14 protein-coding genes and 1 tRNA gene are annotated in these 19,964 nt (G+C 41.0%); 2 read left to right on the plus strand and 13 right to left on the minus strand.

All coding sequences use genetic code 11. From position 1 onward, the window contains the following. The 4 genes from L4C37_RS18040 to fabB all read right to left on the minus strand — a co-directional run. Positions 1 to 2,862, minus strand: a 2,862-nt coding sequence (locus L4C37_RS18040; RefSeq protein WP_429769366.1) for a FimV/HubP family polar landmark protein, incomplete at its 3' end; no start/stop codon positions are given. Between the two features lie 206 nt (positions 2,863 to 3,068). Beyond that, positions 3,069 to 4,082, minus strand: a complete 1,014-nt coding sequence (locus tag L4C37_RS18045; RefSeq protein ID WP_429769367.1) for an aspartate-semialdehyde dehydrogenase — start codon at positions 4,080 to 4,082, stop codon at positions 3,069 to 3,071. Between the two features lie 12 nt (positions 4,083 to 4,094). After that, positions 4,095 to 5,228 carry a 4-phosphoerythronate dehydrogenase gene (locus L4C37_RS18050; protein WP_429769368.1) on the minus strand — a complete coding sequence of 378 codons (1,134 nt, stop codon included), beginning with the start codon at positions 5,226 to 5,228 and terminating at the stop codon, positions 4,095 to 4,097. A gap of 424 nt (positions 5,229 to 5,652) precedes the next feature. Next, complete coding sequence (fabB, locus tag L4C37_RS18055) at positions 5,653 to 6,864, minus strand: beta-ketoacyl-ACP synthase I (RefSeq protein ID WP_137374708.1); 1,212 nt, start codon at positions 6,862 to 6,864, stop codon at positions 5,653 to 5,655. 56 nt (positions 6,865 to 6,920) lie between these two features. On the opposite strand from fabB, the gene mnmC reads away from it, so the two are divergent. Then, on the plus strand, positions 6,921 to 9,050 hold the full coding sequence (mnmC, locus tag L4C37_RS18060; protein WP_429769369.1) for a bifunctional tRNA (5-methylaminomethyl-2-thiouridine)(34)-methyltransferase MnmC2/FAD-dependent 5-carboxymethylaminomethyl-2-thiouridine(34) oxidoreductase MnmC1: 2,130 nt from the start codon (positions 6,921 to 6,923) through the stop codon (positions 9,048 to 9,050). A 216-nt stretch (positions 9,051 to 9,266) separates the two neighbouring features. On the opposite strand, the gene L4C37_RS18065 is transcribed toward mnmC, so the two are convergent. From L4C37_RS18065 to L4C37_RS18075, 3 genes are all read right to left on the minus strand, one after another. Beyond that, positions 9,267 to 9,794 carry an NADPH-dependent FMN reductase gene (locus tag L4C37_RS18065; protein ID WP_372266019.1) on the minus strand — a complete coding sequence of 176 codons (528 nt, stop codon included), beginning with the start codon at positions 9,792 to 9,794 and terminating at the stop codon, positions 9,267 to 9,269. Between the two features lie 169 nt (positions 9,795 to 9,963). After that, positions 9,964 to 10,227: a YfcL family protein gene (locus L4C37_RS18070; protein WP_137374711.1), complete on the minus strand. Its 264-nt coding sequence runs from the start codon at positions 10,225 to 10,227 to the stop codon at positions 9,964 to 9,966. Between the two features lie 9 nt (positions 10,228 to 10,236). Beyond that, positions 10,237 to 10,767 carry an elongation factor P hydroxylase gene (locus L4C37_RS18075; protein WP_429769370.1) on the minus strand — a complete coding sequence of 177 codons (531 nt, stop codon included), beginning with the start codon at positions 10,765 to 10,767 and terminating at the stop codon, positions 10,237 to 10,239. 231 nt (positions 10,768 to 10,998) lie between these two features. On the opposite strand from L4C37_RS18075, the gene L4C37_RS18080 reads away from it, so the two are divergent. Further along, positions 10,999 to 11,622 carry a trimeric intracellular cation channel family protein gene (locus L4C37_RS18080; protein WP_137374713.1) on the plus strand — a complete coding sequence of 208 codons (624 nt, stop codon included), beginning with the start codon at positions 10,999 to 11,001 and terminating at the stop codon, positions 11,620 to 11,622. A gap of 103 nt (positions 11,623 to 11,725) precedes the next feature. On the opposite strand, the gene aroC is transcribed toward L4C37_RS18080, so the two are convergent. From aroC to L4C37_RS18110, 6 genes are all read right to left on the minus strand, one after another. After that, positions 11,726 to 12,811, minus strand: coding sequence for a chorismate synthase (gene aroC, locus L4C37_RS18085; protein ID WP_137374714.1), 1,086 nt, complete (start codon positions 12,809 to 12,811; stop codon positions 11,726 to 11,728). Positions 12,812 to 13,031: 220 nt separating this feature from the next. Next, positions 13,032 to 15,251 carry a hypothetical protein gene (locus L4C37_RS18090; RefSeq protein WP_137374715.1) on the minus strand — a complete coding sequence of 740 codons (2,220 nt, stop codon included), beginning with the start codon at positions 15,249 to 15,251 and terminating at the stop codon, positions 13,032 to 13,034. 181 nt (positions 15,252 to 15,432) lie between these two features. After that, positions 15,433 to 16,092 carry an ECF-type sigma factor gene (locus tag L4C37_RS18095; protein WP_429769371.1) on the minus strand — a complete coding sequence of 220 codons (660 nt, stop codon included), beginning with the start codon at positions 16,090 to 16,092 and terminating at the stop codon, positions 15,433 to 15,435. Beyond that, positions 16,089 to 17,561 carry a serine/threonine-protein kinase gene (locus L4C37_RS18100; protein WP_429769372.1) on the minus strand — a complete coding sequence of 491 codons (1,473 nt, stop codon included), beginning with the start codon at positions 17,559 to 17,561 and terminating at the stop codon, positions 16,089 to 16,091. The genes L4C37_RS18095 and L4C37_RS18100 overlap by 4 nt, the downstream gene beginning before the upstream one ends. Before the next feature lie 211 nt (positions 17,562 to 17,772). After that, the gene (locus tag L4C37_RS18105; RefSeq protein ID WP_137374718.1) at positions 17,773 to 19,539 is read right to left on the minus strand and encodes a hypothetical protein; all 1,767 of its coding nucleotides are present in this window, start codon (positions 19,537 to 19,539) and stop codon (positions 17,773 to 17,775) included. Positions 19,540 to 19,862: 323 nt separating this feature from the next. Then, positions 19,863 to 19,939 (minus strand) — tRNA-Arg (locus L4C37_RS18110). Positions 19,940 to 19,964: the final 25 nt, after the last annotated feature.

Below are 19,964 nucleotides of genomic sequence, written 5' to 3' on the forward strand. Positions count from 1 at the left end.
TGGAGATTCTGGAGATTCTGGAGATTCTGGAGATTCTGGAGATTCTGGAGATTCTGGAGATTCTGGAGATTCTGGAGATTCTGGAGATTCTGGAGATTCTGGAGATTCTGGAGATTCTGGAGATTCTGGAGATTCTGGAGATTCTGGAGATTCTAAATCTGCCCCGTCCAAATCAAGGTCGTCAATAGAATTAATGTCATTAGTTAACGTTTCGCTAGACGGCTCAATAGTGTCGTCAAGCAGTGGATCAGCTTGAGGGGCAACCTCAAATAAATCATCGATAAACTCTTCACTATTGAACTCAATATCATCTTCCGAATCATCATCTAAAGATAGCTCTTCTGATTTTAGAGTATCAGCCTCTAGCTCTTCTGGAAGTTCAAGCTCAGCACTCGATGATTCAGGTTGCTCCGTTGGCTTAGACTCTTCCTCTAAGTCAATATCAAGAGGCTCTGAGTCTTCGATATCGCTGCCAATAAGATCATCAAATGGGTCCAAACTTCCCGCATCTTCTGATCCATCGTCGGTTAAATCATCACCAAGAAGTTCATCTAAAGTCTCATCACTATCTAGAGAGATACTTGGGATATCGTCATCTGAACTTTCCGATAAGAAATCATCTAGAAGATCAGTACTGTCATCTTCGAGATTAAAATCATCAGTCTCATCAGAGTTTTCAGATAGTAATTCTTCTAACGTATCAGTGCTGTCTTCATCAATTGAAACTTCATCAACGGACTCTTCATCTGATAAACCGGATAGTTCTTCTAATTCCGCTAATGGATCATATTCATCGTCTTCAGAGGTAACTTCAGGCTCATTAAGTACATCATCAAGTAAATCTGTAGAATCCGACAAATCAAGATCATTGCCATCAAGTAACTCGTCAAGCAGTTCTGTATTCTCTAAGCCATAATCTGCTGCCGTTTCAGCAGAGCTAATCGGTACATCTTCAGCTTCATCTAGTGAAGACTCTTCCAAAACTGGTTCATTGAATTGAGAAAGAATACTATCAATATCGTCATCGGATGCGAGATCGGTAGCTCCAAGATCAAACTCGTCAGCAGCTGGTTTTGCGGCATTCGTTTCTGCTTCTACTTGAGCAAAAATATCATCGATATCATCTTCAGCACTTACTGCTGGAGCATCTTGTTGTTCTGATATTAATGCATCGATGTCAAAGTCATCACTAGCTAAATCATTAGAAGCCAAATCATCAGAGTCTAGGCGCTCGCTAGCCGCACCTTCAGGTACAGTAGCATCGCTTTGCTGCTCTGCAAGTAATGCATCAATATCAAAATCGTCGCTTGCTGTATCTTCAACAGGTGTAGTGTCCGTTTGTTGGTCTGAAATTAGTGCATCGATGTCAAAATCATCATCGTCGTCATCACCAGCGCCAGAAAGCAGGTCATCAAGCATAGATTGATCAAGCGAGTCAGAGCCTAAATCTTCAACAGGTGCTTCTTCAGAAAGGAGAGCCTCAATATCATCCATAGACATTGCACTATCATCTGAAAGGTCAAAGTCGCCTTCACTATCTTCAAGAGGATCAACAGGGTTCTCATCCAGAGAGCGCTCCATCTCTTCCAATCCAAGAGCTTTATCTTCACCATTAACACTAATGCCAGTTGCACTATCAAGATCATCAAACCCAGCGTCTAAATCGCCGTCGTCACCAATACCAGCAAACGGGTCATCGCCATCTTCACCATCAAGGTTGAAATCTAGATCGTCGTCGCTAAGACCGGCAAAAACATCATCTTCTTCATTTGAAGGTTCATCACTGAATAGCGCTTCAGCATCATCATCGTCACCGAATAATTCATCACTCAGGTCAAGATCATCATCAAGACTCTCCATATCATCGCCAGCTGAGATAGGAGCCATTTCATCTTGAATTTGAGGTTGTTGCTCAGCCTTCTGTTCAGGCTGTTGATCATCTTCTTTACTCGACTTACGACCAAGAAGTAATACAACAATTAATCCAATTAAAGCACCTGGAATGATGGCTAAAGCTGCGACAATCCACCCATTAGATAAAAAGTCATCCATTGGGCTTGGAGCCATTTTTTGAGTTTCTGCAATTTTTTGACGTTCTTCAGACAATAGTTTTTCAACTTCATTGCGAATTCTGTCTTCATCACTTAATTCATCTTTTAGTCCATCAACCTCTAATTGCACATTTGAAAGCATTAATCGTAGTTGATGGTTTTTTTCTTCGAGTGCTAAAAGTTCACTTTCTGATACTTCTAGCTGCTGCTCCAGTACGTTCATTTTCTTTGAGCCAGTAGACTGACTACGCGAAGGTGCTGTTTGAACTTTTGGTGTTGCTGATGATGTAACTGCAGGTGCTGTCGGAGATGTGACAGACTTAACTGGAGGAACTGGAACCGTGATAGGTGCAGGACTAGTTGCCGGTGTATTTAATTTAGCAAGATGAGAATCCATAATTCTGACAGCTTGCTGAGTCGAACTTGAGCGAACTTGCTCTAGAGAAGGCACTCGTAAGTTACTGCTCGGGAGCAAGCTATGGATGTTCTGATTCTCAAAAGCCTGCGGGTTTAGTTGGTAAATAGCGAGCAGGGTTTGTTGAACTGAAACTGAGTTAGCAGGGCGTAATTTTGATGCAATTGACCATAACGTTTCACTGCCATTAGTTGGGCCGTAAAAGCGCGATGGTTCACTCGCTTGATTGGAAGCGGCTGTTTGTTGTGTTCTCTGCACTGGTTCTGAAAACGTAGGAGCTGATTGTATTTGACCATTAGGTCCAACCACTCGAATGGTATCTGCATGAACAACGGAAATCTGAGTAGCAATAATCAATGCTAAAGGCATTAACCACTGCTTAAAAAATTGACACATAAAAGGCTCAGCTAGTGCTAGGTTCAAATAAAATGATGATCTATTAAATATATCGGATAAACGTGGCAAAACTATAGGAATGAAAACAAAAAATGTGTCACAGCCGCAATATTCGCAGTAATTTCACACAATTTAATTCACGATTGTTCTTGTTGATTAAAAAAGCCCCACTTTAATGTGAGGCTTTAATCGATAAGGCTTTGTGCTTAGAAATAATCGCGAATAAGCACTTCAGCAATTTGTACTGCGTTTGTCGCTGCGCCTTTACGGACATTATCCGCTACAACCCACATGTTCAGACCGCTGTGATGACTAATGTCATTACGGATACGACCAACCATTACGTGGTCTTTACCACCAGCATCACGAACCTGAGTTGGGAAGTCTAGTGCTTGGAAAACTTCAACACCTTCAGTGTTCTCTAAAAGCTGAACAGCCTGTTCTGCACCAATTGGTGAGCGAGTCTCGATGTGTAAAGATTCTGCGTGACCGTAGAATACAGGAACACGAACACAAGTCGGGTTGACGGTAATTGAAGAGTCAGCGAAGATTTTTTGAGTCTCCCAAACCATCTTCATTTCTTCACGTGTGTAGCCGTTTTCTGTGAATTCATCAATTTGTGGAATACAGTTGAAAGCAATTTGCTGAGAAAATGTTTCAGGTTCAGCTGGAGTGCCGTTCAGTAGCTTAGCCGTTTGACCCGCAAGCTCATCAATACCAGTCTTACCTGCACCAGAAACTGATTGGTAGGTTGATACGTTAATACGCTCAAGACCTACTTCATCATGAATTGGTTTAAGTGCAACTACCATCTGAATCGTAGAACAGTTTGGGTTAGCAATGATGTTTCGATTTCGGAATTCAGCAATAGCTTCTGAGTTCACTTCTGGCACAACCAGAGGAACATCGTATTCATAACGGAAACGTGATGTGTTATCGATAACCACAACACCTTCGTCAGCTGCAATTGGTGCCCATTTTTCAGAAAGTTCGCTGCCTGCAGAGAAAAACGCAATATGTACTTGAGACCAATCGAAGTCTTCTACATTTTGCACTTGTATTGTTTTGCCGTTAAAACGGGAAGTTTTGCCTTCACTACGTTCACTTGCTAGTAAGTGCAGTTCACCGACAGGGAATTTACGCTCTCCAAGTACTTCAAGGATGGTTTCACCAACCGCACCAGTCGCACCCAAAATAGCAATATTAAATTCTTGGCTCATTGTTTCTCTCTTTTATAAATTTGGCTTAACCATAAAACCGAGTTTAGCTAATGGCGATAAGTTACACGCTTCATCACCTATCAGCTCGATCGCACTGTACTCTCTTCTATCCCAATATTCTTTACGCATCTTGTCAAAAGATCCTGGGGTAGAAATGTTACGACGGAACAATGCATCGTCTTTGCGCACATCATAGACTAACTGAGTTAAATTGTGCAGTGTTGCTTCATCCCATGCTCTATCTAATTTCATCTGCGGCACTGGCGCTACTGGCAATAAATCACTGGCAGAAGATCTTAAATCATTACCTAAGAACTCACAGTAACTATTAAAGATCATCGTCGTACCGCGAGCTTTGCCTTCTAAGCCATAACCTGCGACATGTGGAGTAGCAAAAGCCAGTAGTGGCAAAAGCTCCATATCGACTTCAGGTTCAAACTCAAATACGTCTAATACCGCGGTAAAACCATCAGCCTTTTGAAGGCGAGCTTTTAACGCTTGGTTATCCACTATTGGACCACGAGCCGCGTTAATCAGTATTTGATCTGCTCTCAACTTGTTTAAGACTTTTTCATCAATTAAGTGATGAGTTGGGTGATCACCCGTTTTTGTAATTGGGGTATGTAAGGTAATCACATCTGACTGTTCAAGGAGCGTCGATAATTCAGTAAATTTGCGCGTATCCCCTTCCTCTTGCTTAGGAGGATCGCTTAGCAGCACTTTAATGCCAATGCCTTCTAAACATTTTGCCAAGTAGCTACCCACTTGACCGCAACCAATGATGCCAACCGTTTTATCGAAAACTGAAAAACCTTGCTGTTGAGATAGCACCATCATTGAGCTGAAAGCATATTCGACCACACCAACTTTATTGCACCCTGGCGCAGCTGTGAAGAAAATACCACGCTCTTTCATTAACTCTTGATCAACATGGTCCATACCTGCGGTGGCAGTCCCTACAAATTTTAATTTGTTGGCTTTTGCTAGTAGAGCTTCGTTTACTTTAGTAACAGAACGGATCATAAGTGCGTCTACATCAACAAGGTCATCGGCTGTTAATGTGCGACCAGATTTAAGCGTTACTTCCCCTAACTGGCTAAATAACTGCTCAGCATAAGGCATGTTTTCATCAATTAAGATTTTCATCGAGGTAAGTTCTTTGAAGTAAGTGAAAATGGAAAGGTTATGCAGAAAAGCTATCACAGTATCGAAAGGTAATATACCTGCAATTGATTCATCATAGGCTAAAGCCAGTAAGAGCTTTTATTCAGAAAGCGAGTTCCAAATAAAGTCTCTAATCTATTCGTCGCCCTATTAGTACAAGTACTTAAATATAAAAGCTAGAACATGAAATAAACTGAGCATGTAGATATAAAAATGCCCGGCTGATAAACAACCGGGCAAATATCCAGAACAAAAGGATCCTGTCCCGCTCTCCGTGGGACAAAGTCTGCGTCTGTTCAGTCAGCCGTTAAAAACGAGCACTGACCAGCTCTGGAAACTGTGCTTAACCTTTTATTGAAACTAAAGGGTAAGTTATAAAACTAAAATTCAGTTATAAAGCTAAAGATTAAGCTTGGTACTTTTTAATAACTAATGTTGCGTTAGTACCACCAAAGCCAAAGCTGTTAGACATTACTGTAGTCAGCTCTTGGTCACGAGCTTCCGTTACGATGTCTAGGCCTGCGCCTGCTTCATCTAGGTTTGCAACGTTAATGCTTGGAGCAATAAAGCCGTTGTCTAGCATTAGTGTTGAGTAAATTGCTTCGTGTACACCAGCTGCGCCTAGAGCGTGACCTGTCATCGCTTTAGTTGCTGAGATTGCAGGGCTGTTACCGCCAAAGACTTCTTGGATTGCGCCAAGTTCTTTAACATCGCCAACTGGAGTTGAAGTACCGTGAGTGTTCACGTAGTCAACGCCATCAACGTTTTGCATTGCCATCTTCATACAACGAACTGCGCCTTCACCAGAAGGAGCAACCATGTCGTAGCCATCTGAAGTCGCGCCGTAACCTACGATCTCGCCATAGATTTTTGCACCACGAGCAACTGCGTGCTCAAGCTCTTCGATAACTAGCATGCCGCCGCCGCCAGAGATTACGAAACCGTCACGGTCTGCATCATAGGTACGAGAAGCTAATTCTGGAGTGTCGTTGTATTTAGTAGAAAGTGCACCCATTGCGTCGAACATCATAGTCAAAGACCAATCCAGTTCTTCACCGCCACCAGCAAATACTACGTCTTGCTTACCAAGTTGGATAAGCTCCATTGCGTGACCAATACAGTGTGCAGATGTTGCACATGCAGAACTCATAGAGTAGTTCACACCACGGATTTTGAAAGGAGTTGCTAAACAAGCCGAAACCGTCGAAGCCATTGTACGTGGAACCATGTAAGGACCAACACGCTTAACGCCTTTCTCGCGAATGATGTCTACTGCATTAACTTGGTTTAAAGAAGAAGCACCGCCTGAACCCGCAACGATACCCGTGCGGTCATTAGATACTTGGTCTTCAGTTAAACCTGAATCTGCAATTGCTTGTTCCATTGAAAGATATGCGAATGCCGCTGCATCACCCATAAAGCGCATTTTTTTGCGATCGATATGGTCAGCAGGGTTCATTTTTAGGTTACCCCAAACTTGAGAGCGAAGACCGTTTTCCTTAAACTGCTCTGAAGCTGTGATACCAGATTTACCCTCTTTTAAAGATGCTAAAACTTCTTCGACGTTGTTACCGATACTTGAAACAATACCCATACCGGTGATTACGACTCGTTTCATGTGACATTCCTATAATTCAAAATTCAACTAGATGATAACTAAGAAGCATAACAAAAGTGGTCAGCTTTCCTAGAAATTCGTACAATCCCCTCCAACATATCGCTTCAAATCACAAAATGACAGGTTTTATGACTTCAATTACTAATGCAGAGCTGGAATGGAACGAAGCTGGTACCCCAGTTTCAGACCAATTTGACGACGTTTACTTCTCTAATGTAAATGGATTAGAAGAAACTCGCTATGTCTTCTTAAAACAAAACCACCTACCAGAGCGTTGGATTGAACATCAACAACGCCGTTTTGTGATTGCCGAAACAGGCTTTGGTACAGGCTTAAACTTCCTAGCCGTTTGGCACTGGTTCGAAGCCTTTCTTAAAGATAACCCTGAAGCTATTACTAAAGAATTACACTTTGTCAGTTTCGAAAAATACCCGCTTAATAAAGCAGATTTAATTAAAGCACATCAAGCTTGGCCCGAACTTGCAAAATATGCAGAGCAATTACAGGCTCACTACCCAATCGCGCTTCCTGAATGTCACCGAATAGTGCTTGCTGATGGAGCAATTACGCTCGACTTATGGTTTGGCGATATTAAAGATTGTATGCCAAACGTGCCTACCCCGTGTGAAGGTTTAGTTGATGCTTGGTTCTTAGACGGTTTTGCGCCAAGCAAGAATCCAGAAATGTGGAATCAGAACCTATTCAACGGCATGGCAAAACTGGCTAAACAAGATTGCACATGCGCGACATTCACCGCTGCTGGTTTTGTTCGAAGAGGACTGATTGAAGCTGGCTTTGATATGAAAAAAGTCAAAGGCTTTGGTACTAAACGTGAAATGATTGCTGGCGCACTAAGAGACAAAACGCCTTATACCAATATCAAACCTTGGTTTGCACTATCTAAGCCCGCATCCACTGATGACATTGCTATTGTAGGCGGCGGCATTGCGAGTGCATCTCTAGCTAAAACGATTTCACGCCGAGGAAAAAGTATCACCTTGTACTGCGAACATCAGCAAGCCGCAGGAAATGCCTCAGGTAATAATCAAGGTGCTATTTATCCATTACTAAGTGAAGCAAAAGCCAATGTTTCTCGAGTATTTGGGCCGGGGCTTTTGTTTGCTCGTCAATTTATCAACCAAGCAGCGGAAAGCATTCAATTTGACCATGATTGGTGCGGCGTCAATATTTTAATGTGGGATGAAAGCTCTAAGAAAAAGCTCAATCGCATGTTGGAAGGTAACTTCCATACAGACCTGATTCAACGCCTAACACCCGAGCAAGCAAATGAAAAGATCGGTTTACCTGTTGATAAAGAAAGTGTCTACTTCCCTCTTGGAGGCTGGTTAAGCCCATTACAACTCACACAAGGTTTGATCAAGAAATTAGACGCTGGAGACAATTTTCATGTTCATTATGAGCACGAAGTAAAAAACCTTGAATGGCAACCAGCAACGCAACAGTGGCAGCTTACAATTTCAACACCAAATGGAATTAAAACCACGACCCATTCACAAGTTGTGATTGCTAATGGGCACAAGTTCACTCAGTTTGAGCAGTCACAGCGTATACCTTTAACTCCAGTTAAAGGGCAAGTCAGCCATATCCCAACCACAGACAATTTAAGTAAGCTCAACACTGTGCTTTGTTTTGATGGTTATTTAACCCCACAAAATACGAATAATGGTCATCACTGCATCGGGGCTAACTATGATAAAAGCAATATAGACCAAGCATTTGATGTGGAAGTGCAAAAGCATAATGGCGAAAGGCTAGCGGGCAGCTTGCCCGAACAAGCTTGGGCTAACGATATCGATACTAGCGCGAATTTATCAAGACAAGGGATTCGTAGTGTTAGCCGTGATCACTTGCCGTTTGTTGGGAACATTGGTGATTTTGAGAAAATTACTGATGAGTATAAAAACTTGCATACGACAAAAGAATCAGAGGCAACTCCTGTTGCAAGCTATCCTAACCTCTATAGCTTTATTGGCTTAGGCTCCCGCGGCTTAAGCTCGGCGCCTTTACTAGCTGAAGTGTTAGCATCTCAAATTTGTGGGGACCCTTTACCCTTACCTGCTGATGTGCTCGAAGCCATTCATCCAAGTAGAATGTGGGTAAGAAGATTACGTAAAGGCAAGGAACTCACTGCTGGCTGGGTTGCAGACAAAAATGCAAATTCATAGCTGATACCTATATAAGTGCAACTAAGATCATTTAAAACATACACATATATAACCAAGCAAGCAGATGAGTAACTAAATAACTAAGCCTATCTTTGTAGGTAAAACAATCAAAAAAAGCCTGACCAATAGAATTGTAGTCAGGCTTTTTTATAATCTTTTTTTCTAGCTTTCAATTTTTAACAGAAAGCTTAAAAAGTGATAAGCGACTTACAGCTGTTACTCAGCTAACTTAGCAACAGCATCTTTAAGCTGTGCAGAAATGTCATCATTGCTTACTGAGCCAGTTGCAAAATCAAAGTTGTCGTAGAAACTTGGAACAGAAAGTGATGCTTTCACATTGCCACCAAAGTAAGGAGCTGAACCAACTGCTGCGCCAAGTACTGTTTGAGCGCCGCCAGGACCAGGTGAAGTTGCTAGGTAAACAGCTGGTTTTTCGCCAAATACAGAACGCTCAATACGTGTTGCCCAATCAAACAAGTTTTTGTATGCCGCTGGGTAGTGACCGTTGTGCTCCGCAAACGAAATAACAAATGCATCAGCTTCTGCTAAATCACGCAAGAAAGCTTGAGCACCTTCTGCTTGACCAATTTCTTTTTCAGTATCTTCACTGAACATCGGAACGTTGTAATCTTTGATATCTAGAACTTTAACTTCAGCACCTTCAATCAAGTTTGCTGTGTAAGTTGCCAAAGCTTTGTTGATAGAAGTAGAGCTTGTGCTTGCACCAAATGCGATAACTTTCATGATAGATCCTTGTATATTTAATCTGATTGGATGAGATTTCATATTCTCGTTAAGTGCGTTTAGAATAACTTACTCAACAAATGGAACAATCGGAATAATTGTACAGACTCATTCAAAAAATTCGAATGAGTCTAAAAATCACAAAATATACAAAGTGCAGAAGAGAGGGTTAAGCGAGGTTTTGTAATTCAACCCATAGATCATTCACGATAGTACGATCTGCAGGTGTTAGTTCTGAACGTGCTTCATCTAAGCTTTTTTCAATGCGCACTTTTACTTCTGCAACATCTTCAATGCCGTCGTCTTCACAAGTCGCAACCGAAAGAGAGATATGACCACGCAGATAGCCACCAGCAAATAATTCGTCATCAGATGCTGTTTCAATTCTTGCATCAATCAATTCCAGTAACTTTTCTTCAAACTCTATAATCATGGTCTTCTCTTATTTCACTATAAATTGGCTAGTACATAAGTTGGGGGTGTTGTAAAAGCTAACTAAAGCTTCTGAAAGCATTTTCACTCTTGGCGGTAAGCCACTTTCTAAAATACCCATCACTTCTTTATGTACTTTATGCATAAAAGCCAAACGATCTGGCTCAAAATCGCCGTGTAGATTGTCACAGCTTACCGTAAAAGGAAAGCCTGCGCTCATTGCTAAAATCCACTCATACGCTTGCGGGCGAATTTCAACCTTTTCAAACTCAGATTGAACAGCTTCAGTCCGCCCATCTGGCTCATACCAATAACCAAAATCTTCAAGCAAGCGACGTTCTGCACCTGCAACGCACCAATGCGCAATTTCATGTAATGCTGATGCGTAAAAGCCTCGAGCAAAGACTATTCGATGGTGAGATACCATCTTATCGGCAGGTAGGTAAATAGGCTCGTCTTTGCCTAGCTCTAACTTAGTATTAAAACTTTCAAAGAAAGTGTTATTGAAGATAGCAATAATGTCAGAATATTGATGATTCATAGTGTTCAATAAATGATGAATAACGGCTGCATTTTGCGGTTTTTTATTTATAAGGTAAAGCCTTATAGCTCGTATTGTTATAGCGATTACTATAGCTAATCTGAAAGCCCTGTTTAAAGTACAAATATTCATTCGTCATCAACCCATTTTGCCACTAAACTCTCGCTTCATTTTTATATCCTAGAGCTTATATTTCACCAATTTATAGGCTCAACTTATAGAGTTACAACAATGCTATTAAGTGTTTTATATATCATTGGCATCACGGCTGAAGCAATGACTGGCGCACTCAGCGCTGGAAAACAAAAAATGGATTGGTTTGGCGTTATGCTTGTGGCAAGTGCGACCGCAATTGGTGGTGGTACAGTACGAGATATTCTTCTTGGGCATTACCCTCTTGGTTGGGTGGAAAACCCTGAGTTTTTGGCGATTACTTGCGTAGCCGGTGTCATCACTACCGGTCTTGCTAAGTGGGTAATAAAGCTTAAAGGGCTGTTCATTCGTCTTGATGCGCTTGGTCTGATTGTTTTCAGCATCATTGGTACTAAGGTCGCGATTTCTATGGGTCTGCACCCTGGGATATGCATGGTTTCAGCATTGGTTACGGGCGTATTTGGTGGTTTATTACGTGATTTAATCTGCAGACAAACGCCACTCGTTTTACATGAAGAGCTCTATGCCTCTATCGCACTTATCGCATCAGGTTTATACCTAGGTTTGCTTGAACTTGGTATTAACGATGTGACAGCGACAATCGTTACTTTGGTCGTTGGATATTTGCTACGTATGGCTGCGGTTAGATTCAAATGGCGTTTACCTTCTTTCCAGCTAGACCCAGAAAGCTCTGTCCATTAAATACCATATTCCCAACTACGCAGAATATAAAAAGGGTTGCTTCATTACGAAGCAACCCTTTTTTTGTCTCTCTTAATTCGGTATTGAATGAAGATAAACTGAATTAGATTTTTGGTGTTTCTGTTGTTACACCAAAGTTTTGACCACGGTGACGCAATAAGTGATCAAGCAATACAATTGCCAGCATCGCTTCTGCAATCGGCACAGCACGAATGCCAACACATGGGTCATGACGACCTTTAGTAATTAACTGCGTTGCTTCGCCATCTTTAGTAATGGTATCACCTGGAACGGTAATGCTTGATGTTGGTTTAAGCGCAATGCTTGCCACAATATCTTGTCCAGTAGAAATACCACCTAAAATTCCACCAGCATGATTACTTGAGAAACCTTCAGGAGTCAGTGGGTCACGATGCTCACTACCCTTTTGGTTTACTACATCAAAACCATCACCAATTTCGACACCTTTCACCGCGTTGATGCTCATTAACGCATGAGCAATATCCGCATCTAAACGATCAAAGATTGGTTCACCTAAGCCTACAGGGACTTTGGTCGCAACCACTTGGATTTTAGCGCCGATCGAGTTGCCTTCTTTGAGAAGGTCACGGATAAGCTGATCAAATTCAGGGACTTTATCTGCATCAGGGCAGAAGAACGCGTTGTTCTCAATCTCGTTCCAATCCACTTTCTCAATCGAGATATCACCCATTTGAGAAAGATAAGCTTGGATTTCAACGCCAAATTCTTGCTTCAAATACTTCTTAGCAATAGCACCAGCGGCAACACGCATGGCGGTTTCACGGGCAGAAGAACGGCCACCACCACGGTAGTCACGCACACCATATTTTTGATGATAGGTGTAATCAGCATGACCTGGGCGGAATTTATCTTTTATTTCAGAATAGTCTTTAGAGCGCTGGTCAGTATTTTCAATTAACAGACCAATAGAAGTGCCTGTTGTTTGCCCTTCAAATACACCTGATAAGAATTTCACCTCATCAGCTTCGCGACGAGCAGTGGTATAACGAGAAGTGCCTGGGCGACGACGATCCAAATCCTTCTGAAGATCCTCTTCCGTAATTTTTAATCCTGGTGGGCATCCATCTACGATACATCCTAGTGCGATACCGTGACTTTCCCCGAATGTGGTCACGCGGAAATGTTGTCCGATACTGTTTCCTGCCATTACTTCCTCTAAATTAGCCATTATTCAAGAAATGGATAGAATCCTTCTATTTAACAGCTTTACTTGTCTATTCTTCGTAGATTCATAGTGGCTTTAATAACAAATGATGTAAACCCCAAAAAATACACAATTGACAGTTTATCGCCAAAATAAAAAAGGAAGCCCTTAGTTAGGCTTCCTTTCAATCTATAATCTACATATCAAGAATGATAAAAGTAAATTAGTAATTCTCACCTTTCCATGTCATGTTGAACTTAATTTCTTCTAGATATTCAAGTTCAGAAAACTGCATAACACCGATAAAACTATACACATTTCCAACTTTTAAATTTTCATTAATATCAAAGTCGATAGCCGCATAATTTACGCCATTTTCTTGATTATCGTAACACTCGAAGCCGCCGTCCCAGTCCCCACCTGAATATGAGTAGAAGCGCTCGCCTGACTCATCATAGCCACTTAAATAAAACTGACTGTAAAACTCTCTTAGGTCGTTACACGTAATGTCATGTCCTGGAGTATCAAAAAAGATATTCGCATCATACTGGCCTTGATCACCTGATTGAGGTAGCCCCATCGACATAGAAACATACCCCAGTTCATACTGACCATCCGCAGCTCCGGGTAGATACATCGGGAAATCATTGTCACCATCGTGAGTATCAGATTCAAGGTTGATACGAGCTTCAGCTAAAGACTTATTACTATACCAAGCAAGTCTTTGATGCTCTTCGTCTTCTTCAATAAATGACATCAACACCATTTTTGTGCCTGCGCCCATTGCATCGGCATCTTCAACAATTTTAAGGTGTATAATCTCTGATAGGATGCCGTCTTCTTCATCTTCCCAGCTCATTGTAAGTTCAACGATATTACCTTTGATAACATAAGAGCTCTCACTCTCTAAAGTATCCGCTTCACCACATGATTGCAGGTTATCTAAGCTGCGTTGATTAAAGTAAACTTTGCCATCACTCAAACGAATCGAATCACACCATACTCTGTCGACTTCATTAACACCGCTATCTGTACCATCATCTGAACCCCACTCAAGGAAATGCCAAGTTTGGTTTTCTAATGGGTGACCGTCTACAGGTGGAGTACCCGATTCATCGATAAGTGGGAAGCTTAAGGTGGTTGTAACCGATTCAAGATCGTTACCGTCATTGGCAATAACGGTTAGTGTTTCTTCACCGGCCGCTGCTGCTCTTGGTATAGCACCACTGAAAGTTACCTTACCTTCTGGGCTTACCAATGCATCAAAACCAGTGCGAGTCGCTGTTGAAAGCGTCGTTTCAACTTCATAGCTTAGTACATCGCCATCAGCATCTGTAAATAATGCGCTCACATCTAAACTTTGGCTCAGCGTTTCACCTTCGGTTATCGCCCAGCTATTCATTTCCGCTTGAAGTGCCGCTTTAACCGCTTCATCGACAACAGGTAATTGATTATCGCCTTCTACTAACACTTTCATTTCTAATGGGTATGAGCGTGCATTATGAGAATCGGTTGCGAAAATATGGTAAACGTACTCACCTTCAGTTCCAAACTCTCCACTGATAACTCCAGAATTACTATCAATCGAAAGATTATTATTACCTTCGTCACCGATGTAACTTAGGCTGAATGTCATTACATGATCTTCTGCATCTTCAAATTTTTCAGAAACATCAATCGGTACCCAAGAGTCTTCTGGATCTAGCTCGATGAGATCGATAGAACCTACAACTTTAGGTCGGGTGTTTGGGGTAACAATGATGTCACCACCGTTAGCTGGAATATCAACAATTGGAGAATAATCATCGAGTGTTTGGGTATCATCTTCGATGATTTTTTGCGTAGCTTCAGCAAGCACAGCAGCAAGCTTCAACTGATTATCAATTGATTCATCGGAATAATCGACGAGCACTTCGCCAATTAGGTTCAACGCTTCAGCTTGCTCTGACGAGTCAATAATATAATCACCAAAGATCAAGCTTTCAGATACCTCTAAACCTGAGCTCTCTGTTATCGATGCAACCACTTCCGCTTCTGCATCTTCAACCGTTAATGTTTCATCGTCCGCCATAAGCATTTTAACCATATTGGTCATTGGGTTAACAATAGGTCCCGACCCCATGCTCGCTAACGTGAAGTTATGTTGAACGAGACCACGATTACTATCAATTGTTTGACCTGCAACGGCGTCAACACACACTACAGCACCTTGATGCTCAACTGGAACGTTTACCTTCCCATCAATATCTGTTTGGCTACTCGCTCCTGTTAAAGCTGTATCACAAATACCATCTTGGGTCGTATCAACTGAAACATTCGCTTTAATCAAATACCCATCAATAGCGGTGATTGAAAACGTACTTGCGCCTCCGGAGCTGCTATCAGAACCACACCCCACAAGAACCATTGCAATTGACGTTGCCAGTAAACCTTTCTTTTTCATTGTTATTCCCTGTTAAGCCTAAGAAGAAAAAATAAGCATCGTCTGATGATTTATTTTTGTTTAGCTGTATTTTCAAGGAAGACGTGTACTTAGAACAAGACACAGGGAATAGTAAAAAACACGTAATATTTTTTATTAAGATTCTGTTTATTTTGGCGTTGATCACTTACAACTAACATCATCAGGCGCTCAAGCGAGTATGAAGCCAGCTCTTTGCAAATTTAATGTCTTTCTCTACCAAGCTAGAGCTGCATTCCAATAATTCACTAATCTCAGAGTGCTTAAGTCCAATATAATATTTTAGTTTGAGAACATTGGACTGCCGCGGGTATCTCTCGCTAAAAATAGTTAAAGACTGTTCCAGTATTGCTCTTTTTTCTAAAGGAAGTTGGTCAATAAATAAGGTGCTATCACACAAACAATTACCGGAAGTACTGTTACCGGCACTACTATTAGTCTCTTTTTTTCGCTTATTTGCTCTTAATGCCCAAGAACGATTGATCAAAATATGCTGCATCGCTTTGGCAGCCATTAAGTAAAACTCTCGTGACCGGCTCACTTGCAACCGATCTATCGATGATAACTTAAGGTAGCTTTCATGAATGAGCTCAGTAGTCGAACTGCCATCATCACATAGTTCATGTTGGGCTTCCTGGTGTATTTGCACACACCTAGAGCGCTTTGCTTTAGCTAACTTTTTCAGCCTAAAATAAGCAAATCGATACAATTTAGCTTCTGAAGATTTACAACCAACCTGCCACCCTTCAATTAATTGGGTCAGTTTATTTTCATCTTTTTGTACAACACTATGTTCCATGCTATTACTTCTTAAAATGTTCAAACTACAGAAAAATACCTACGAGTTGTACTTACCTCAAACTCAAGATCATACTCATGGCTTTGATGTTCTTTATTTAGAATTAAACTTTGAAAAGGGTGAAGTTTTTCTTCACTCAAATCCTCGTAATCAATATCGCTAATATTCACTTCAAAATATCGATTAGTCTCAAACGATTCTGTCATTCTAAAGTGAGGGTTAAAGTACGAATCCCAAAGTTGCTTATCACCAACTCCCTCCCTATGTTGTACATCCATATGAGAACTTTTTACTGGTTTATTTACATTCCTTTCTGCAAAGCGGTTATTCATTGGATAATTAAGAGCAGTAAGTTCATTCACAATCGAATCTAACTGGCTTTTTTTTGTTTGTAGGCTTTGGTAGGCGCTGATGTAAATCGACATGGCAGATATAAGACTCAGAGAGCAGGCTATTGCAACTGCCACTTTTACTGGGTGTCGTTGGATGATACTCAGCGCGACATGAGTTTTACTCTGTGTATGACAAGTAAGAGGGAAACGTGAGCGTACATTTTCGACATCTTTACGAAGTGCACCCACGGTTGAGTACCTTAAATGAATTTGATCATTCGAAGCATAATGAATAACCTCTTCAAGTTGTTTAGATCGCCCATTGCATGAAAACATCAAGTCTAAAATCTGCCCTAGAGCATAGACATCCGCCATTGTATTAATAGGCTTGCCCTTTATTTGCTCTGGACTCGCAAAATCAGAACTGGCAGCACGAACCACAAAATCGCTGGAGTTTTCCGCAAATAAGCCAGACAGAGCTTCATTCTGTTGGGTTAGGTTAAAATCTATTAACTTAGGCTTACCCTGAGCATCAATCAAGATGTTATCCGGCTTCAGATCTGCATGTAATATCTCAAAAGAATGTGCATGCTCTATCGCCAGACATATATCGCAAAACAACGTCAGTTTATCCATGTTCTTTAAGCTGGACTTATTGAGGTATTCAGATAAGGCAACGCCTTCAATATGCTCCATGACAATATAGACAGTGCCTTCATGTATCCCAGCATCATAAACTTTTGCAATAAATGGGTGGTTCAAGCTCGCCAACATTTGAGCTTCTCGAAAAAGTAATGAACTGCCGAATAGCTGAACAATTTCTTGCTTAAAAAACTTAATAGCAAAATTTTGTTCAAACACAGGGTCATTTCGAGAACAAAAATACACAACTCCAAATCCGCCTCGCCCTAACTCTTGTTCTACTCGATACCGATCAACCACTTCATTTTCGAAACATAGAGCTACGTTAGATGTTGATGATAAATGTTCATCAATAAGGGTCGTTAAAGGATAGCTAGGAGGGGAAGACAATAAAGCTTCTACACGAGAGACGAGTTCCGGCATTGTGCGGTCGATATCTGCAAGAATGGCATTTTGTTCATCCATATCACAGTCAATCAAACGATAAAACAATTCAGTGCTGCTTACATTCTTAGTCATTGAATTTAAATGGTTATGACGCAATTTATTTTATACATCAAGGAGTAACCATGATAAATAAAATAGAAACATTTGGACACACTAGGTATCAAATAGGCACATTTATAACATGGTTATATAGCCCAACTTTAACGGTTAAAGAATACCATGCAAGCAAATAAGCAACACTATGCACGCGCACTATTTCTGAATAGCATTTACGTCCGTATATCTACACCAACCCTTTGATTTTATGGCGGGGGAAAATATACGCGCAAGCGAGCTTTATCGATGTCCATCCGTGTTTCTGACTTCCACTGAATTTCACTCTTAGCCTGATCTTTTCGTCGCCACCAGCCCAAGACAGCGTATTCTGTATCAAAGATGGATTTTCTGGAAAAACTTCAACTTGAGGTATGGGAGCACCGTGTTCCAAAACTGCATATTTATTATCTACATAATAAACAATCACTACGAGCGCTTTGCCTAGCAGCGACTCCGTTCCTTTGATGAGTTGCTCTTGTTGGTCACTAAAAGCTTGAGCTAATTGCCTACCAATATTTTTTGAAATTGCCTCTAAAGCCCCTCGATGATCAACATCATCACTTGCAAATTTATCTCTTACGTCACCCAACACCGCATTAAGCTCATCTTGTGCTAATCCAAAATAAGTGGGACCGAGTATTTGCCCAATGCCTGGATTCTTACAGTTAATTTCATTAGAAGCTTTGGCTATCGCTTTGAGGGAAATAGGCTCAGACACATACTTATTATCGACTTTTAAAATTAATTCGATATCGGCAGTATCAAGACGGTTATCTAAGTAAGCGTCTGGGACAAGCTCTATCGAATCCATCGTATATTCACCATGCTTTCTTTTTAGAAATGCCATTAACCCATCTACCGCACCAACCGTGGTTTTGGTGATGCACTCACATTCGTTTTCAGTGATATTTGGGGAGTACTTTTTGAACATATCGACGAAGTTATTTTCATCAAGCTGCCGAACACTTGAGTTAACTTTCAGTATCTGTGAGTAAAAAATGGCTTCAGAACATTTACCAATCGCATTAGGGTTCGCTTGACTTCCTGCGGGCTTAAATCCCCCTGAAAGTGCTTCGTTAAACCGACTTAAAGCACGGAGGTTTCCTTTCACTATGGTTTGATCAGCTTTAGGCTTCGAATAACTCGTTGCCAGCTTTATCGAGGATACAGGGCTACTTTCGAACTTAAACCTAAGCAAGAGAGTGATATCGTCAGAAGTTATGCCCACGCTGTTCATTCCAACTTTAGAGATACTGACGTTTTTAGTCTCATGAACGTCCACTCGAAACTCATCAACACCTTTAAGTACATCACCGTCATAACGCGTAATCACGTTGAAGGAACTTGTCATAAATAAAGCATTGAAAGCCTGTTCAATAGCACCACTTGCTTGGTTATATTCTTTGATGAATAAGCCAAAACACTTTTCTCGAAGTTCATATAAAAACTTCGACCGAAACGCTTCGACTTCAGGAACAAACTTCGGACATACCTTTTTTAATTCATCTTTTAGCTCACGCTCTGTTGCATCTTTTTTAAAATTATCACTAAAAACGGCAGTCGTCTCAGACAAGAAATCTCGATAAGCACTTTCAAAGTAGGAATTGAATTCATCTTGCAAGTTAGGTGAATTAAAGTATTTTTCAATAAAACTTTTAGCCCCTAAGTTTTTGGGCTGTATCGTTTGTTTGTTCTTAATTTTGTACAAATTAACGCATACGGTTTCACCATCATTTTTACGTAATGTAAGATCAGGTGCTGTGTTTGAATTCTCCGCTTCAAACTTATTCGTCACTTCCACAATGTCACTATGCTTTTCTATGATAAAACGCGCGGTAGCAGAAGCTATTCCGTCAAATTCAGGTAACACTTTGCTATCTAAGTAGCTTCTTATTTGTGAGGTAACAGCCTGAACGTGGAGATCTCCACTTTTCCTTGGATTTGAACTTTGCATAAATGTTTTCACTGTGAAAATTCAGTTTGCGTTAATTTCTCCCCTACAGGTAGGAGTGAACGCATAAACTGAAACTAAGAAGTTTGAGGCTACTAATTTAAAGTAGCCAAATAGAATTTCATAGTAGTGGAATCAATAAATAGTCATCATGTCTTGTTTATATCGCTGATTAAAAAAGCATGCTGAGAGTGAGTGATTCACTCGTTTAAAGACATAAGAATCTAACTATGTGGGTATGTAAGAAAACAATTGAGTCAGATAAACATTATCGCCCAAACGCAAAAAACCCGACAACTCATTGAGTTATCGGGTTTCTTAAATAATGGCACGCCCTGAAGGATTCGAACCTTCGACCACCTCCTTAGAAGGGAGGTGCTCTATCCAGCTGAGCTAAGGGCGCGCTGCAGGAAAAGATTATACGAGAT

The sequence above is a fragment of the Vibrio kagoshimensis genome, assembly GCF_050337535.1.
Lineage (GTDB): Bacteria > Pseudomonadota > Gammaproteobacteria > Enterobacterales > Vibrionaceae > Vibrio > Vibrio gallaecicus.

Coding starts and splice junctions, on each gene's coding strand:
- L4C37_RS18045 (WP_429769367.1), bottom strand. CDS start 4,082: ATGAGCCAAGAATTTAATATTGCTATTTTGGGTGCGACTGGTGCGGTT.
- L4C37_RS18050 (WP_429769368.1), bottom strand. CDS start 5,228: ATGAAAATCTTAATTGATGAAAACATGCCTTATGCTGAGCAGTTATTT.
- fabB (WP_137374708.1), bottom strand. CDS start 6,864: ATGAAACGAGTCGTAATCACCGGTATGGGTATTGTTTCAAGTATCGGT.
- L4C37_RS18065 (WP_372266019.1), bottom strand. CDS start 9,794: ATGAAAGTTATCGCATTTGGTGCAAGCACAAGCTCTACTTCTATCAAC.
- L4C37_RS18070 (WP_137374711.1), bottom strand. CDS start 10,227: ATGATTATAGAGTTTGAAGAAAAGTTACTGGAATTGATTGATGCAAGA.
- L4C37_RS18075 (WP_429769370.1), bottom strand. CDS start 10,767: ATGAATCATCAATATTCTGACATTATTGCTATCTTCAATAACACTTTC.
- L4C37_RS18080 (WP_137374713.1), top strand. CDS start 10,999: ATGCTATTAAGTGTTTTATATATCATTGGCATCACGGCTGAAGCAATG.
- aroC (WP_137374714.1), bottom strand. CDS start 12,811: ATGGCAGGAAACAGTATCGGACAACATTTCCGCGTGACCACATTCGGG.
- L4C37_RS18090 (WP_137374715.1), bottom strand. CDS start 15,251: ATGAAAAAGAAAGGTTTACTGGCAACGTCAATTGCAATGGTTCTTGTG.
- L4C37_RS18100 (WP_429769372.1), bottom strand. CDS start 17,561: ATGACTAAGAATGTAAGCAGCACTGAATTGTTTTATCGTTTGATTGAC.
- L4C37_RS18105 (WP_137374718.1), bottom strand. CDS start 19,539: ATGCAAAGTTCAAATCCAAGGAAAAGTGGAGATCTCCACGTTCAGGCT.